The following is a 17,813-nucleotide window of genomic DNA, read 5'->3' as shown; positions in this document are numbered from 1 at the left end:
TTAATGAGGGTACAGCAACCCACACCAAAATTTTTGATGGGGTGGTCTGGAAAAGGCTATCTATAAGACGTTCTGGCTAGCAAATTCAGGGGGATGCAAACTCGCTTTTTCATGCTGCTATGAGTGACGAGTTCTTAGGTCAAGACATTTCTGAATAAGAAATCACCAGGTCAGTTAAAACAAGCTTTTTCCCAGATCCACTCTTAGGTCAAGAATGCTCATCTGAACCATATTGTCAATAGATAATCATAACTAATTTAATCGGTATATCAGATAATTTATTTTCCGGAAATCGCCTAACAGTGATTGTAGTTAACAATTACGTAGCTTATTTCTTGCCAAAGGCGAGTATTATTATCAATGACGAATTATTTCAATACTGTGGAAGCGTCAAAAGAATTTGTCGTTGAATAAGCTTAATTTTTTGGACATACTCAAACTTCAGTCAAACGCAAGGTTCACATAATTCTTAGTTTTACCCGAATTAAAGTAAATGTCATACAAAGAATTAGAACACATCATAGACGCTAAGATACAAAAAGCTATACGGAAGCACGAGGTTATAGTTGCTTTTATTAGTAGTATTATTGGCTTAATGTTTATAGTGGGATTGTTCCATGCTATTTTGCTCAACCACACTCAAATTCAATCATATTGCTTGAGATGATTACTGGTTGCGTTCAATAGGCTTTTATGAGCAAGTGTTGCCTAATAGTTATACCAATTCTCTAAGAAGCGGGAGCATCCCAATTTTGGCTTAAATCTTTTCCCTCACCCCCAGCCCCTCTCCCAAAAATGGGAGAGGGGAGACATAATTCTAGTTCGCCGAATCCCATCATTTGGGATTCGGGGTTAGGGGATGAGGGCAAACACAAAGTTTTTGCACCTGACGGGATGCTCCCCTAAGAAGCTGCATAAAATAAGGCTTAGTCAGACTTGAGATTTAAGCTTTTTGTTATACGCAACCTCACAGGTAATCGATATTACACTTACTTTTGATAAAAGTGAATTGCACTATGGAGAGTAAAAATAATAGCAGGGCTATGTTGGTTATATTTTTGACTGTATTTATAGACTTGCTCGGCTTCGGAATTATCTTGCCAATATTGCCTTTGTATGCTGAACAATTCGGAGCAAAACCTAATGAAGCGACACTACTTATAGCTATTTATTCTTTAATGCAGTTCTTATTTGCACCATTATGGGGTAAGTTTAGCGATCGCTACGGTCGTCGTCCAATTTTATTGCTTACTTTATTAGGTTCTGTAATTGCATACGCTGGGTTAGGTTTTGCCAACTCATTAGGGATTTTGTTTATTGCTCGTAGTCTTGCTGGAATTATGGCAGGGAATATTGCTACTGCTCAGGCGTACATAGCAGATATTACCACGCCAGCTAATCGATCTCGTGGCATGGGCATAATCGGAGCAGCTTTTGGTCTTGGTTTTATTCTCGGCCCAGCAATTGGAGGTATTTTGATCGGGTTCGATGGAGACAACGCTAACTTTCATCTACCGTCGTTGTTCGCAGCCGGATTATCTTTATTAGCATTGCTTTGTGCTTTGATGTTACTTCCAGAATCTCTAAATTCTGAGACTAGAGCCAAAATCCAAGCTAATCGCTACCGTCAGCGACGGCTGAACTTGCTACAACTGTCACAGCGTCCACAGTTTTGCTTGCTTATTGGCATCTACTTTTTTGTTACCTTTGCTGTTGCGTCTATGGACTCTACATTGGCTTTATGGTCAAAGCAGCAATTAAACTGGGGGCCTCAACAAACTAGTTATCTTTTTGCCTTCATGGGGATTGTCAGCACAATCATTCAAGGAGGACTAATCGGATTTCTCAAGAAATACTTCGGTGAAAGAAAGTTACTTATCTTGGGGATATTAGGGTTAGGTTTGGGATTACTGTTAATTGGATTCTCACAAAGTTTAATTTTAGTGTTGGCCGCTACCATGCTTGTAGCATGGGGAATTAGTGTCAGCCAACCAATATTAAATAGCCTGATTTCCCAAATGACACCCCCAGAAGAACAAGGAGAAATATTAGGTATTGCTAGTTCTTGCTCTGCCTTAGCACGCATCGGTGGGCCAACCTGGGCAGGGGTTAGTTTTATGAAATTTGGGAGTCATGCTCCTTTTTTGAGTGGATTTTTAGTAATGCTAGTAGCTTTGACACTTAGTTCACGAGTGACTACAAACGCATCTGAACCAAACAAAGAACGTGTAGCCTCACAATCTAGGTCTTAGAGGATCTTTTAAAAGTGAGGGCTGATGTATGCAAAATTTTAGATCCTCCTAAATCCTCCTTTTTTCCCACTTTTTATTACGAATTACGAATTACTATGACAGGTCGGCGAGTATTGTTTTTAGGCATCTTTATAAGCATCCTCCTCACCTATGCAATTTGGCTAGGTGGGAGCATTCCTGCAAGCATCACTAAACTTCCTGACCAAGGATTAAACTGGTATTACTGGAAGCTTCCCCAACCAACCTTTTGGAGTCGAGCGACAGCTTGGGGTATGTACCTGGGGCATCAGTTTAGCATCTGGGGGTGTATCTTGTGGGCGCAGCGATCGCAGTTGAAATACAAATCAGCGTTGCACCCGATTAACTACCTCATGCTTGCTATTAATGGTGCATTCATCGCTTTCCACTTTCTCCAAACCTATATTTGGTACGATGCTCTAGCTCAAGATACTTCAATTTGGGCTTCTCAAGGTGCAGTTGTCCTTTTACTGGTATTCGTACTAATTTTAGAAACGCCCCGACGCGGTTTGTTTTTTGGTAATTCTGTTCCATTCCATCAACAGTTTTTGCAAATTATCAAGCTGTACCACGGCTACTTTTTCTCCTTCGCCGCTATCTATACCTTTTGGTACCATCCAATGGAGGCGACTTTGGAGCATTTAATTGGTTTTCTCTATATGTTCTTGCTTCTGCTGCAATCGTCGTTGATATTTAACCGCACCCATGTAAATCGTTGGTGGACATTTTCTTTAGAAATATCAGTTGTTTTACATAGTGTAATTGTATCTTTAATGTTAGGACAAAGCAAGTGGCCAACATTTCTCTTTGGTTTTATTGGCATTTTAATACTTACTCAACTCCACGGTTTACCTGTGAGTATCTTGACTAAACGCACTATCTACGGAGCCTTTTTAGTGAGTGTAATGGCCGTTTATGGACTGACTGAACGCGGCTTGGGCAGAATTTATGAAGTAACCTATATTCCTCTGATTGAGTTTGGGCTGGTTGGCGTAATTTACTTAATCTTCTTGCTCATCTTATGGACAATTTCTCGTTTACATGTCAAGCAAGACGTAATATGATGCTTGTCAAAATACCCATAGGTTTGTAGTAATAACTTTAGTTTTTTCTCTGAGAAGCTACGCGGGAAGCGCAGCTATAGCAATCCTATTTGATTCGTGAAAAATATAAATAAGAAAACGAACCGCAAAGTACGCTAAGGACGCAAAGAAAAGAAAGGAAAGAAAGAAAAAAGAGATATATAATCACAAATGATTTAGGACTGTTATATGCCCAAAGGACTTTACACAATCAGGACTGAATTTATGATAGGACTTACGCACGAGTTACAAAGTAACGAACCGCAGATCCGCAGAGAAGCCAGTGCGTCCTTGCGGGTTAAGAGACTTGTCCCTTGCGCGTCTCCCCTTGGGAGAAGCAACTGGCGCGACACGGAGAAATAAGAGTTTGAGAGATATTTGGCGTAAGTCCTACCTGACTACGAACATTTTTGAAAGAAGGTTGATTAGCTGGACATGCTATAAATAAACATTAAAAAACTCAGAATTTTACTCACCACTACCAAGGGTTTTTTGCTGTTGATAACGGAGTTTAAACTGTTGTTGCTGTATTCTATGATCCACAATAGCTTCAGGATAGCCAACAGCATGACGCTCTAAAGATGGAATTTTACCAGTAACTAAATATTCTGTATCTACAGACCGCAATTCTGATACCCATTGCCGAATATATTCTGCCTCTGGATCAAATTTTTGTGTTTGACTGGCTGGATTAAAAATCCGCACAGGTTTAGGGTCCATGCCGCTAGAAGCACTCCATTGCCAACCGCCATTATTAGCAGATAAATCACCATCAATTAGGCGCTGCATAAAGTATTTTTCTCCCAATTGGGGATTAATTAGCAAGTCTTTGGTAAGGAAACTGGCGACAATCATTCGACAACGGTTGTGCATCCAGCCACTTTCATTCATCTGGCGCATCGCTGCATCTACAATGGGGTAGCCAGTTCTCCCCTCACACCAAGCTTGGAAGTGTTCTTCGTTAGTTTGCCAAGGAAAATTTTTAAAGGTGTCGCGGAAAGCACCATCAGCTAATTCCGGGAAGTTATACATTGCATGTTGATAAAACTCCCGCCAAGCTAATTCTTGTTGCCATGTGCGAATATTAACTGCTGTTTCCTCACTGCGGCTGTTTTCTAGTGCTTCTATCGTGGCTTGCCAAACGGTGCGAATGCCAATTACGCCAAATTTTAAAGCTGCACTCAGTTGCGATGTTCCGTCTACTGCGGGGAAATTTCGCTGTTGTTGGTATTCAGTAATGGCAATAGCCGTAAATTCTTCTAGCCGTTCTTGCGCCGCCGCCTCTCCCGGTGAAATAATCAATTCTCCATCCCAAATAAATCCTAAATCTTTCGCTGAAGGTAGGGTTAAGGCTCCTGCAAGTTTAGCAATTTCCTGTTCAGTTTCTGTTAACCCCTCAACATTTTGCAGAGTTTCTACTGGGTTCGCTTTCGGTTTGGTAATCCAATTTTTCCAGAAGGGGGTGTAAACTGTGTAAGGTTGATTGCTACCAGTGCGTAATTGCTCTGGGGAATTGAGAATTTGATCCCAGTTTTGGTTAAGAAACTGAATGCCTTTTTCTTTGAGGGCATTTATAACGGTGCGATCGCGTTCTTGTGAATAAGGTTCTACATCCCAATTCCAAAAAACAGCTTTGGCATTTATTGCTTCTGCTAAAGCTGGTATCGCTTGTACAGGATTGGCGTGGAGTATTAACAACTGGCTACCAACTTCAGCATATCGCTCTTGGAGTTTCTGCAAACAGCCAATCATATAAGTTATTTTCACAGGAGCAACATCATCCCGTTCCAGAATATTTGGATCGAGACAAAACACGCCCACCACTTTCGGACTCTGTTGTTTTGCCGCAGCCAGTCCCGTATTGTCAGAAATGCGTAAATCGCGCCGATGCCAAAACAGAATTAAGTCAGACATTCCATGCAACATATAGTTCACCCGTACTAGCTTAAATGCTAGTGGTACCATTGAACATCATTCTGGCGATAAATTTCTTCTTCCCCTGCTCCCTTCATGATCCTTGAGCGATCGCTCGGCGAATTTTGTGCCAAATTAACCCTGCGACAATCAACCCTAAACCCACTTGCCAAATTGCAGATTCTACCCAGAAAGCCAGAAAAAGGCAACTTACAAGACCTAACCAACCTATCCATACAGGATAGAGTCGCTCTGATGGGGTTAGACGCAAGGCGGCGAAGCTGGTAATTGCGTAATAAATTAAAACACTAAAGGCACTAAACGACCAGGTAGTTTTGACATTACCCAACAGTACTAATAGAGCGATCGCTATTCCGACAAATATCACAGCCCAGTATGGGGTTGTCTGTTCTTGGTTAAGCCGCGCTAAGAATTTTGGAGCATCTGAACGTCGTCCCATTGCCAGTAACACCCGAGATAAACCCAAAATCAGGTTCAATAGCACGCCTAACATAGCTGTCACCGCACCAATCCCTAAAACCAAAGCACCACCAGAACCGGCAACGCTGCGGACTGCCACTTCTAGGGGCGCTGCTGTCTGCCCTGTGCTATTACTCAAGACATCTGCCCCCACAGCCCCAATACCAACTATCGCCACTGCCATGTAAAGCAACATTGTCAACAGCAAACAGACAATCATCGCTTTCGGAATCGTTTCTCTTGGGGAGCGTGCTTCCTCTCCCATTGTGGCAATGCGCCCATAACCTGTGTAGGCGACAAACATCAAGGCGCTAGCATGAAGTACTGCTGCTGGGGAGGTTGTGAAAAAAGGTGTCAAATTCTTAATTCCCACCTCAGTAGCACGGGGTAGACAAGCCAGGATAAAGAAGCCTAAAGATAGCAGCGTTACCGACACAATCACCGTATTGGTTACATTAGAGCGGCGGATACCACTTAAGACAACCAACGTCATCATCGCTACAGCTAAGAGGGCTGTAGGAACTACCCAACTGGAACTCAAACCCCCAACGTTCAGCAAGTAATCAGCAAAACCTAAAGCGGCGGTTGCGGCTGAGGCAGTCTTTGCTACCAAAAACATCCACCCGGCGGTGAAGCCCAAAGCAGGGGTAAGATATTTGTAACCATATTCATAAGTGCCACCACTGACAGCATGATTAGCTGCTAACTGGGCGCTGTTGAGTCCATTACAACTGGCAACAATTGCCCCAATTGCTACCGCCAAAATTACCGCAGGCCCAGCAATCCCTGCTGCAATCCCGATAGTGACAAATACACCCGTCCCGACAATCGAACCCAGTCCCATCAAGGTTGCACTAACAACCCCTAACTCTCGTTTCAGTTGGGGTGGAGAATTTGTGGCGGACATCTTTGATCTCCCTGTTTAGATTGCAAGATGTAGCGTTCATCAGTGAGGATATCACGACACAAAGGCTTGCAGATAATCATAATTTTGATCCCAAAATAAGCCAGCATAGATTTTGTACCAAATAAGTTGGTACAAAATTAGCGATCTCACTTAATATTAAGTAACAAATTGTTTTGTCCCTACAAAAAATAAATATTTATGTAGTTAAATGTATGGGATTAGTTGAGGAATTCTCTATAAAAACGGAGAAAATGCTTCCAAAAAAATATTTTTATTAAAACCAGGACTTACGCACGAGTCACGGAATAACGAACCGCAGAGGCGCAGAGGACACGGAGAAATCAGAGTTTGAGAGATATTTTGCGTAAGTCCTAAAAACAACACATCGAATTGATAGTTGGTAGAATCATACCAAGAATAACTAAAACTGATAACATTATGCCAAGAAAAGAACAAGGATGGGTCACATTTCAAACCTCAGAGGACGAGCGAAAGATTCTGGAGGAGTTCTGCGAACAGTCTCAACGAACTAAAACTGAGATTCTGCGGGAACTCGTGCGTAGCCTTAATCAGCACTCATCAGCACCGATATCACCATCAATTCAGCAGGAAAAACAGGAAGATATTTACATTCAAAAGCCTGATATAGAAAGTACTATTCAAAAGAAATCACTAAAAGTTAGTTCTCGCAATATTCTTAAAGGTATCGTTAAACGAGTTGTTTATGGAGCAGTTAATAGTGAAGTGACTTTAGAGATTATTCATAAAGTAGAATTAACCTCGATTATTACTAGAGCTTCCGCAGAAGAGTTAGAACTATCTGCGGGAAAAGAAGCTTATGCAGTGATTAAATCTAACGATATTGTCATCGCTAGAGAATAGAAATACGTTGATTTTAAGCGTTGGGCTTAAAAAGATGAATTATAGCAGACTTTAGAATTCAGAAAACAGAATTTCTGTATGCTCCTACGCTTGCACGATAAAATCTGATGCACTCAGAGTTGGCGCACCCGTGAGAGTTGCAAATAGACCACCGCTACCAAAACCAGATGCACTGCCATTTTGGTTGTAGAACAACTGGCCACTCACAGCGTCGTAGATAATTTTCGCCGTGCTAGTCGCCCCGGAACTGGTGATTTTAAAATCATTGGCATTGCTAAAACCTGTTCCTGGATTTGAAGCGACCGCACAAAAAGTAGTTTTATCTAGGATAATCTTATCACCTTCGGAACTGTTGAAATCAGCGATCGCATCTACACCAACAGCACTCAGGGCAAAAGCAGCATCGGTGTTGTAAAGGAATCTGTCAGCACCCGCGCCACCCACAAGAGTATCATTGCCTTTGCCACCGATGAGAATATCATCGCCTGACCCGCCCCGCAACAGGTCATTGCCACTCAAGCCATTGATAATATCGTTACCCCCTTGACCATTAATCACATCATTGGAGTTGTCAAAACCTGCGATGTTATTGTTTAAGTCATTGAGGAAGGTGACAGTGTTTTTGTTGAAAATGCTAGCTTGAGTAGAGTTGGCATCGAACACATCAAAGTTGTCGGCGATGTTGCCTTGCCCATCAAACTCTATATTGCCAATCCCAAGGCTTACTTGAGGAGGAAACAGATTATCAAGGTTTTCTAACTTAAAGTTTTGCAGAGTGACTTTGTTAGAAGCCACATTTTCAAAGGTAACTTCTAAGTTATTACCATTTTGAGTTAATTGCAGATTTTGGGCAGTTAAACCACTACCTGTAAATTGCAAGGTGTCAACATTTGCAATCACTGCTGCTGAAGGATTTGAACCTTTGCCAACGCCACCAAAATCGGTGATGGTGTCATTGCCATCGCCAAGGCGAATAAAAAATTTATCTTGACCGCCGTTGCCTGTTAGGGTATCGTCACCAGTTAACCCATCGATGATATTGTTGCTAGGTGTACCAAATAAGTTATCTGCACCAGGAGTTCCAGTCAGGTTGACAGAGGTGTTGCTACTAGCAATATTCCTTCCCCCAAACAGTACATAGCTTTGCCCAGCATTAGAGATGCCGTTGGGGGAAGCACCAGATGCCCCAATAATCAGGTCGTCAATGCCATCGTTGTTGATGTCCCCCGCATTGCTGACTGAGTTGCCTGAGTAGTCACCTGCTGCAATGCCGTTAATTATAAAGCCATTAGTGCCATTCAAATCAGAGAGATTGAGGGTGCCGCCACTGCCCAGATTCTTGCCCCCAAACACTACATAGCTTTGCCCAGCACCATCTTTGCCGTTGACGGAGGCACCTACTGCCCCAATAATCAGGTCGTCAATGCCATCGTTGTTGATGTCCCCCGCATTGCTGACTGAGATGCCTGAGTTGTCACCTGCTGCAATGCCGTTAATTATAAAGCCATTAGTGCCATTCAAATCAGAGAGGTTGAGGGTGCCACCACTGCCCAGATTCCTCCCTCCAAACACTACATAGCTTTGCCCAGCACTATAGTTGCCGTTGGGGTCGGCATAAGGTGCCCCAATAATCAGGTCGTCAATGCCATCGTTGTTGATGTCCCCCGCATTGCTGACTGAGATGCCTGAGTTGTCATATGCTGCAATGCCGTTAATTATAAAGCCATTAGTGCCATTCAAATCAGAGAGGTTGAGGGTGCCGCCACTGCCCAGATTCCTCCCTCCAAACACTACATAGCTTTGCCCAGCATAAAAGTTGCCGTTGGCGTCGCCAGCAGATGCCCCAATAATCAGGTCGTCAATGCCATCACCGTTGATGTCCCCCCCATTGCTGACTGAGGTGCCTGAGTAGTCACCTGCTGCAATGCCGTTAATTATAAAGCCATTAGTGCCATTCAAATCAGAGAGGTTGAGGCTGCCGCCACTGCCCAGATTCTTGCCCCCAAACACTACATAGCTTTGCCCAGCAACAGAGTTGCTGTTGCGGTCGGCACCAGATGCCCCAATAATCAGGTCGTCAATGCCATCACCGTTGATGTCCCCTGCATTATTTGGTACAATGCCGTTAATTAAAAAGCCATTAGTGCCATTCAAATCAGAGAGGTTGAAGCTGCCGCCACTGCCCAGATTCTTGCCCCCAAACACTACATAGCTTTGATCAGCATCAGAGTTGATGTTGGGGTCGCCACCAGATGCCCCAATAATCAGGTCGTCAATGCCATCACCGTTGATGTCCCCTGCATTGCTGACTGAGTTGCCTGACTGGTTATTTGCTGCAATGCCGTTAATGAAAAAGCCATTAGTGCCATTCAAATTAGAGAGGTAGAAGGTGCCGCGACTGCCCAGATTCGTCCTCCCAAACACTACATAGCTTTGCCCAGCCCGAGAGATGCCGTTGGGGGAGGCATTAGATGCCCCAATAATCAGGTCGTCAATGCCATCGTTGTTGATGTCTCCCGCATTGCTGACTGATGAGTTGCCTGAGAAGTCACCTACTGCAATGCCGTTAATTTTAAAGCCATTCGTGCCATTCAAGTCACTGAGATTGAAGAATGAATTAGCCATGATTTTCTCCTGTGTTTATTTGTTGTTAGTCAGGGAGTGGGCTTTAAGGTTCTGAGCTTGAAGTTCCATGTTCCAAGTAAGGGCGCACAGATGTACATTGGTGTCAATGAAGAGACACATAATTCGTAATTCGTAATTCGTAATTCGTAATTCGTAATTAAGAAATTCAATTACGAATTATGTTGATAGCAATCTTTGGGTATCATTTAGTCAAAAGATTTGACTTTGATATTTTTCAAAACACTTAGATACTCTTATGAATATATAAGTAGTGTCAATAGGGTAAGTGTAATTATGGTAAAGTTATAGTTAACTTTATAAAGTGCAAAGTAAAGTTTTTGTGTAAGCGTAGCCCGCACAACTCTTGGAGACGCTCTTGCTAGCTTGCTTCTTTGTTCGCGGAGCGTGCCGTAGGCAAGGAGTACGACATGCTTCGACTCCCCTCACTAGCCGCTCAGTGACCATCTTAGATATTGCTTTCTCCAGATTGTGTACGTAGGGAGCATCCCGTCAGGTGCAAAAACTTTGTGTTTGCCCTCATCCCCTAACCCCGAATCCCATCATTTACGATTCGGGTAACTAGAATTATGTCTCCCCTCTCCCAATTTTGGGAGAGGGGCTGGGGGTGAGGGAAAAGATTTAATCACTCATTGGGATGCTGACTTTACGTATCTATCTAAAGATATAAATCATTGGTGAAAAATGAACATAAGACGGAGATATGGAAGAGAATACAGAGATTTATCTTTGCCTCTCAGAATCTTTGCGTCTTCTTTGACAGCATTCTCTTCACTAAAGTTTTCTGTTTTCGAGTCGTGTTAACTCTTTGAGTACGGTAAACCGTATTTGCTCGTTAGTTCTCAAAGATTAATTTAATTGTTAAGTTTAGTTACATAAATAAAAAAATGCTGCAAACATTGCTAAATGGGAGAAATTATGAGAAACGGTAATATCCTTGAGGAACAAGACAAATCGAACGATGCACGTAACCCTTCGCCTAGTTTGGGCGGGTACACCAGCACCTTGGATGTACATCACGCAAGAATCGGTTCTTGGTTTGACTAAAGTATGCCGAAAAACTCAATAGTCGCTTGGCAATGATTGGGTTTATGTCTCTTATAGCTTTAGAAATATTGACTGGTGTTTAATCAAGTTTCTTGAGCTAACTCAGAAATAAGATTTAATTAAGATTGTTATGAAAGCTACAGATAAATTGGTGCATTTTTTAGAACAAGAGTTAGGTATTTCTGGTGAAGCAATTTCTCTTGCATTGCGACATTGTGAACAGACCCCCAACTTTCTGGCTATGACCCTCTGGCAGTATGGACTGGTAACACTGGATCAGTTAGCCCAAATTTTTGATTGGTTGGAAACAGTATAAGCTGCTTCAACTATTTGGATGGTAAATAACAGACTTTCACAGAAAGTCACATTCTCAACAGTTTTGATTTTAAGGATTAGTAACATCAATGCCAATTAAAGAACAGCCTAAGTCACCTCGGTTTCGGATCATTGCTAATATATTACTGGCAGTATCAGGACTATTTTTGGTCTTAAATTTATTTTTGCCTGGTTTATTTGCTTCTGGTCCGAGTGGTGTTCCCTATAGCTTATTTATTCATCAAGTACAAGAAGGGGAAGTTAGCCGCGTTTCCGTTGGTCAAAACCAGATTATTTACCAACTAAAAGCAGAAAATGCCGAGCCGCCCCAGGTGTTTGCAACTACACCAATATTTGATTTAGAGTTACCCAAACTGCTAGAACAAAAGGGAGTTGAATTTGCTGCTACACCTCCACCGAAAAATACTTGGTTTACAACCCTTTTAAGTTGGGTGATTCCACCACTGATTTTTATTGGTATTTGGCAGTTTTTTCTCGCCCGTGGTGGTGGCGGTGGTCCCCAAGGTGCGCTTTCCATTGGTAAGAGCAAAGCTAAAGTTTACGTTGAAGGCGAATCAGCTAAAATCACCTTTGCAGACGTGGCTGGGGTAGAAGAAGCAAAAACGGAATTAGTGGAAATTGTGGATTTCCTGAAGACTCCGGCACGATTTACGCAAATTGGCGCTAGGATTCCCAAAGGTGTGTTGTTGGTTGGGCCTCCGGGTACTGGTAAGACACTTTTAGCGAAAGCCGTAGCCGGAGAAGCAGGAGTTCCATTCTTCAGTATCTCTGGTTCGGAGTTTGTAGAATTGTTTGTCGGTGTAGGATCTTCTCGAGTGCGGGATTTGTTTGAGCAAGCAAAAAAACAAGCTCCCTGTATTATATTCATAGATGAATTGGATGCGATCGGTAAATCTCGTAGTAGTAACGGCTTCTACGGTGGTAACGATGAGCGAGAACAAACCCTCAACCAGTTATTAACGGAGATGGACGGGTTTGCAGCTGGGGATGCAACGGTGATTGTACTAGCAGCTACTAATCGCCCGGAAAGCCTTGACTCTGCATTGCTGCGTCCAGGTCGCTTTGACCGCCAAGTGTTGGTAGACCGTCCCGATTTATCTGGTCGGGAAGCAATTCTCAAAATTCACGCTCAAAAGGTAAAATTAGGAGATGATGTAGATTTAAGAGCGATCGCTACTCGTACCCCTGGTTTTGCTGGTGCAGATTTGGCAAACTTGGTGAATGAAGCGGCATTATTAGCAGCCCGTAATATGCGTCAAAGTGTTGCTCAAGAAGACTTTGCCGAAGCAATTGAGCGGGTAGTCGCCGGTTTAGAGAAAAAGAGTCGCGTGATGAACGAGACTGAGAAAAAGATTGTAGCATACCATGAAGTCGGTCACGCAATGGTCGGGGCGCTAACAACAGGAAACGGTCGCGTCGAAAAGATTTCGATTATTCCTCGGGGAATGGCAGCTTTAGGCTACACTCTGCAATTACCAACCGAAGACCGCTTTTTGATGAATGAAGAAGAACTGCGGGGTCAGATTGCGACTCTATTAGGTGGACGTTCCGCCGAAGAGATTGTGTTTAACAGTATTACAACAGGTGCTTCCAACGATTTGCAACGAGCAACTGACTTGGCAGAACGGATGGTAACAACTTATGGTATGAGTAAAGTCTTAGGGCCACTGGCTTACCAACAAGGACAACAATCGATGTTTTTGGGTAATGGCGCTAGTAATCCTCGGCGGGCGGTGAGTGAAGACACATCAAAAGCCATTGATATCGAAGTCAAGGAAATCGTGGAAACAGCCCACGAACAAGCCCTAGAGATTCTCAGACAGAACCGAGACTTGCTAGAAGCGATCGCTACTCAACTCTTAGAAACAGAGGTCATTGAAGGCGAAAAACTGCACAGTTTGCTGGGTCAAATTAAACCCGTAGCTAATTCCTAATTAAGAAGTCAGCTTTTAAACTCAGAGGTACGCAGAGAATAACTTTGCGTACCTCTGCGTTAAACCTCCGCGTTACTTTGCGTTTTTAATACTCTGGAACAGAAGGATCAATTTCTCGACTCCAAGCGGTAATTCCGCCTTTGACATTCGTTCCAACAATCCCGGCTTCTTTGAGAATAGCCAGGGCTTTTGCCGATCGCCCGCCCATCTTACAATGAGCAATTAAGCGGTGACCGTTCAATATTTCCTTCACTTTGGTAACGCCAATGCCATTTTCAATGTCTGGTAAAGGCACCAACACTGAACCAGGAATTTTGGCAATGTCGTACTCATTGGGGTTGCGGACATCTAGCAGGACAAAATCCTTCGCACCACTATCAAGCAACTCCTTCAAATCCTTAACCGTCATTTCTTGCATTTCCATCTGCTGTTTAGCCTCCTCTGCCTTAGCTTGTGGAATTCCGCAGAATTGTTCGTAGTCTATCAGTTTTTCAATCACAGGGCGAATTGGGTTAGGACGCAGCTTCAACTCCCGGAATTTCATATCTAAGGCGTTGTATAGCAGCAACCGCCCACTTAGGGTATTACCTTGTCCCAAAATGATTTTGACAGTTTCCGTTGCTTGAATTAAACCAATAATTCCGGGTAAAATTCCCAATACGCCGCCTTCTGCACAAGAGGGAACCATCCCTGGTGGTGGTGGTTCTGGGAAAAGGTCACGATAATTTGGCCCACCTTGGTAGTTAAATAGAGTAGCTTGCCCTTCAAAGCGTAAAATTGAACCGTAGACGTTGGGCTTATTCAGCAATACGCAAGCGTCGTTAACTAGATATCTGGTGGGGAAGTTATCAGTACCATCTACCACAATATCATAAGGTTCAAGGATTTCTAGGGCGTTTTCGGAAGTTAGGCGGGTTTCGTATAAATCAACCTGACAATAGGGGTTAATTTCGTGAATGCGGTTTTTTGCCGATTCAATCTTAGGTTTACCTACCCAGGATGTACCGTGAATAACTTGGCGTTGTAAGTTGGAAGTATCGACAACATCAAAATCCACAATTCCGATACGTCCAATACCCGCCGCCGCCAAATATAAAAGTAGTGGTGAACCGAGTCCACCTGTACCGATACACTGGACACTGGCAGCTTTTAGGCGCTTCTGTCCTTCTAATCCTACTTCCGGTAAAATCAGGTGTCGGGAGTAGCGTTCGTAATCGTCCTTAGTCAACTGGATTTCATCCAGATTGGGATTGAGCATAGCAGTTATGATCTGGGAGGGAATATTAATCCTATCGAAAAACGATATGCGTCTTTAAACTAAGCCGTTAAAATAATTCGTAATTCGTAATTCGTAATTAAGTTTTGTAATGGGGATTTAACCCCAATCGCATTACTTATCGGTTTTAGAACCGGGGGACTTAAACCCACGGAACTAGTTAAATTATATTTTCAATTGCCTCTGTTTGGAAATGATCAGTATCATCAAGGCTCCAGCTTTGGAGTTCTCCAGCTTTGCCGTTTTGGACGGATACTATGATATACGAGTATCCTTGCCAAGCGTATAGGCGATCGCATTCTGAAGGGATAGCTACATGATCTGGGTGAGAATGAAAAATGCCAATAATGTTGAGCGATTTATTGCGTGCTTCCCTTTGTATTTTTAACATAACTTCGGGTGCGATCGCATATTGCCGTCTTTTACTTTCTGCTGTGTGTTCCCCTGCAAACTCAGCCACCGCTTCTGTATTCCAGGCATTTTCTGTTGGTATGACTTCTACCACAATTTTACCTCCACTAGCCAGATAGCCCAAAATTATACCACAGCATTCTTCTGGATAGGTGCTTTCAGCATGGGTGCGGATAGTTTGCAAGTCTTCTTGGCTAAATCGGATCATCTCTGCATTTGTAATTTTAGTAACCTATAGCGATTTTTGCACATATATTTGCACATATATAATATATTGCCAGGTGTAGGCTAGCAAGAACCGCAGGCATAGCTGCCATCAAAAAGGAAAATATAGCAATCCTATTTAAGTTATGAAACTATGAAAAGTAAACTATTCTCTATTTAACGCTAGTAGGACTTACGCATTGACAAAAAACCAACCTCTTAAGTGTGAGTTTTAAGCATTTCAGCTTTCACGGCTGATAAAAAAGCCTGAAACTATGTGTTTTCCTTAATACACATGCTCATGACTTTGTACAGTGCCTAAGGCTTAGATAGTCCTAAATCAGTTGGCAAGTATTACTTACAAGCCTTTTTATATGCTGAACCTTCAAATGAAAATTGCTGTCCCTCAAGAGTGACATGAAACTATAGCGAAAACTTAAATTTTTGGCTACTTTTTTGTGTCCGAAAGTACTAACATCAGGTTGAGAACTTAAGTTACTGAAAAAATTGATTTAGTCAGGTAAAAATTATGGCAAATATCGTTGGAACCGACGGCTACGACTTGCTACAAGGTGGTCAGGGCAATGATACTTTCATTGGTGGTCAGGGGGATGATACGCTGACTGGTGGCGGTGGCAAAGATATTTTTATTTACAACTTGGGCGACGGTACTGATACCATCACTGATTTCGGCGGGGTAGGTAAAGCAACTAACCCGACAGCAGCAGTCATTGCCCAAGTGGACACAATCAAATTCCAGGGTGCAGGCTTAACTGCTCCAAATCTGCTGCTTACCCAGAATGGCAGCGATGTAGAAATTACCTTTGCAGGGAAGGCTGATGCCATAGTTATCTTGCAAAACTTCAAACTAGAAAACTTGGGCAATCTGAAAGCTTCTGGAACAAGACCAGCGATCGGTAATATCCTGTTTGATGGGCAAACTAACATTACCAGCAGCTTTAATATCCTGGATGCTAACTCCACTCAAACTAGCCTGGGCATCAAAAACACCGTGACTTTCCTCAATGACCTATCCAACAATATTACGGGTTTAGACAACTCAAATGATGTCATTAATGGTCAGGGGGGCAATGACCGCATTGATGGCAAGAGTGGCAACGACTTGCTGCGGGGTGGTGCGGGGAATGATACTCTCATTGGTGGTGCGGGGAATGACACCCTTATTGGTGGTACGGGCAATGACTCCCTCGCTGGCGATAACCTGCTTTCTGGGGGCGATGGCAATGATTTTCTTTCCGTCTCTGGTTACACCAGCTTCAGCTACCCAGACGACGTATACGACTCTCACTCGTCTGGGAAGAATACGCTCAACGGTGGCGCTGGTGACGATAACTTGAGTGCTGAGGGTTCAACAGGTAATAACCTGCTGTCTGGGGATGATGGCAATGATTCTCTTAGCGTCTCTGGCTACTACAAAGGAAATGACTACCAAGACTACGACTCTCGTTCGTCTGGTAATAATACCCTCAACGGTGGTGCAGGTAAGGATACTTTGAGTGCTGGCGGTTCAGCAGGCAATAACCTGCTCTCTGGGGGTGATGGCAATGATTATCTCTCCATCTCTGGCTACTACAGCTACACTCCCAGCGACCCGAACTCACCGCGCGATGTCTCCATCACATACGACTCTCGTTCCATAGGCAATAATACCCTTAACGGTGGCGCTGGGGACGATAACTTAAATGCTAGCAATTCAAAAGGCAATAACCTACTGGATGGTGGCGCTGGTAATGATTATATTTCCGCCTCTAACGCCTCTGGTAAGAACACCCTTTATGGTGGCAGTGGGAATGACACAATCTATGGTGGCAGTGGGAATGATATCCTTGCAGGTGGTTTTGGTAATGACACTCTTTATGGTGGCAGTGGGAATGATACTTTTGTTTTCAATAGTTTCAATGAAGGCATTGATAGACTTTATGACTTTAAGTCCACTAATGACTTGATTCAGGTATCGGCTGTTGGTTTTGGTGGCGGGTTATCACCAGGTTCACTTAAGCCAAGTCAGTTTACCCTCGGAACATCTGCAAGTACTAATGCTCAACGATTTATCTATGACTTTGCTACAGGTGGATTGTTCTTTGATCAAGATGGTAGTGCGTCTGGGTTTACTCAGGTAAAATTTGCACAACTATCTGCTGGTGTGACACTAACCAACAACAATTTTGTGGTTGGTTAATTGTGATTAGGAATAAGAATTAAAGAACCCCACCCCGCATTTGAGTAAACTTACGCTCCCCTCCCCGCTTTTCGGGAGGGGCTGGGGGTGCGGTGTTAGGGACTTTTGCAAAAGGTCTAAGGGACTTCCAAGAAATAAATTATTCAAATAAACGAACCACAGAGACAAGGCAGCGCGGTCTTGGGGGTTTCCCCCATGAGCGACTGCCACGCAGAGAACGCAGAGAG

Annotated in this window: 12 protein-coding genes and 1 pseudogene; 7 read left to right on the top strand and 6 right to left on the bottom strand. The window is 43.2% G+C overall.

The genetic code is table 11. From position 1 onward, the window contains the following. Positions 1-1,043 precede the first annotated feature (1,043 nt). Both V7K73_RS20255 and V7K73_RS20250 read left to right on the top strand, forming a co-directional pair. Entirely contained in the window at positions 1,044-2,252 is a 1,209-nt protein-coding gene (locus tag V7K73_RS20255) for an MFS transporter (protein WP_334882426.1), read from the top strand. A 95-nt stretch (positions 2,253-2,347) separates the two neighbouring features. Beyond that, positions 2,348-3,334, top strand: a complete 987-nt coding sequence (locus tag V7K73_RS20250; RefSeq protein ID WP_334882425.1) for a hypothetical protein — start codon at positions 2,348-2,350, stop codon at positions 3,332-3,334. Between the two features lie 486 nt (positions 3,335-3,820). On the opposite strand, the gene V7K73_RS20245 is transcribed toward V7K73_RS20250, so the two are convergent. The 3 genes from V7K73_RS20245 to V7K73_RS20235 form a co-directional block, all read right to left on the bottom strand. After that, a complete protein-coding gene (locus V7K73_RS20245; RefSeq protein ID WP_334882528.1) occupies positions 3,821-5,266 on the bottom strand; it encodes an FAD-binding domain-containing protein in 1,446 nt (481 codons plus the stop codon). A 94-nt stretch (positions 5,267-5,360) separates the two neighbouring features. After that, entirely contained in the window at positions 5,361-6,653 is a 1,293-nt protein-coding gene (locus V7K73_RS20240; RefSeq protein WP_334882423.1) for an APC family permease, read from the bottom strand. Beyond that, positions 6,623-6,760, bottom strand: coding sequence for a hypothetical protein (locus tag V7K73_RS20235; RefSeq protein WP_334882421.1), 138 nt, complete (start codon positions 6,758-6,760; stop codon positions 6,623-6,625). Before V7K73_RS20235 ends, V7K73_RS20240 begins: the two co-directional genes overlap by 31 nt. Positions 6,761-7,091: 331 nt before the next feature. Here V7K73_RS20235 and V7K73_RS20230 point away from each other — a divergent pair, with 331 nt between their 5' ends. Then, entirely contained in the window at positions 7,092-7,535 is a 444-nt protein-coding gene (locus V7K73_RS20230) for a TOBE domain-containing protein (protein ID WP_334882419.1), read from the top strand. Positions 7,536-7,619: 84 nt separating this feature from the next. On the opposite strand, the gene V7K73_RS20225 is transcribed toward V7K73_RS20230, so the two are convergent. Further along, positions 7,620-10,160, bottom strand: a complete 2,541-nt coding sequence (locus V7K73_RS20225) for a beta strand repeat-containing protein (RefSeq protein WP_334882417.1) — start codon at positions 10,158-10,160, stop codon at positions 7,620-7,622. Between the two features lie 1,064 nt (positions 10,161-11,224). Between V7K73_RS20225 and V7K73_RS29925 the strand changes: the two are divergent. From V7K73_RS29925 to ftsH4, 3 genes and pseudogenes are all read left to right on the top strand, one after another. Then, positions 11,225-11,308, top strand: a pseudogene (locus V7K73_RS29925) (high light inducible protein); the annotation flags it as partial. A gap of 47 nt (positions 11,309-11,355) precedes the next feature. After that, positions 11,356-11,541 carry a DUF2949 domain-containing protein gene (locus V7K73_RS20220; protein WP_334882415.1) on the top strand — a complete coding sequence of 62 codons (186 nt, stop codon included), beginning with the start codon at positions 11,356-11,358 and terminating at the stop codon, positions 11,539-11,541. An 88-nt stretch (positions 11,542-11,629) separates the two neighbouring features. Next, complete coding sequence (gene ftsH4 / locus V7K73_RS20215) at positions 11,630-13,495, top strand: ATP-dependent zinc metalloprotease FtsH4 (RefSeq protein ID WP_334882413.1); 1,866 nt, start codon at positions 11,630-11,632, stop codon at positions 13,493-13,495. Positions 13,496-13,580: 85 nt separating this feature from the next. Here the strand turns inward: ftsH4 and moeB are convergent, their stop codons facing one another. Both moeB and V7K73_RS20205 read right to left on the bottom strand, forming a co-directional pair. After that, on the bottom strand, positions 13,581-14,753 hold the full coding sequence (gene moeB / locus V7K73_RS20210) for a molybdopterin-synthase adenylyltransferase MoeB (RefSeq protein ID WP_334882411.1): 1,173 nt from the start codon (positions 14,751-14,753) through the stop codon (positions 13,581-13,583). Between the two features lie 178 nt (positions 14,754-14,931). Continuing rightward, positions 14,932-15,390, bottom strand: coding sequence for a M67 family metallopeptidase (locus V7K73_RS20205; protein ID WP_334882409.1), 459 nt, complete (start codon positions 15,388-15,390; stop codon positions 14,932-14,934). A gap of 525 nt (positions 15,391-15,915) precedes the next feature. Here V7K73_RS20205 and V7K73_RS20200 point away from each other — a divergent pair. Continuing rightward, positions 15,916-17,586, top strand: a complete 1,671-nt coding sequence (locus V7K73_RS20200) for a calcium-binding protein (protein ID WP_334882407.1) — start codon at positions 15,916-15,918, stop codon at positions 17,584-17,586. Positions 17,587-17,813 lie beyond the last annotated feature (227 nt).

Origin of the sequence: Nostoc sp. (assembly GCF_036916975.1) — a bacterium.
In the GTDB taxonomy this organism is placed as follows: Bacteria; Cyanobacteriota; Cyanobacteriia; order Cyanobacteriales; family Nostocaceae; genus Nostoc.
Note: the sequence above shows the minus strand (reverse complement) of the source record. Positions and strands in the feature narration are given on the sequence as shown.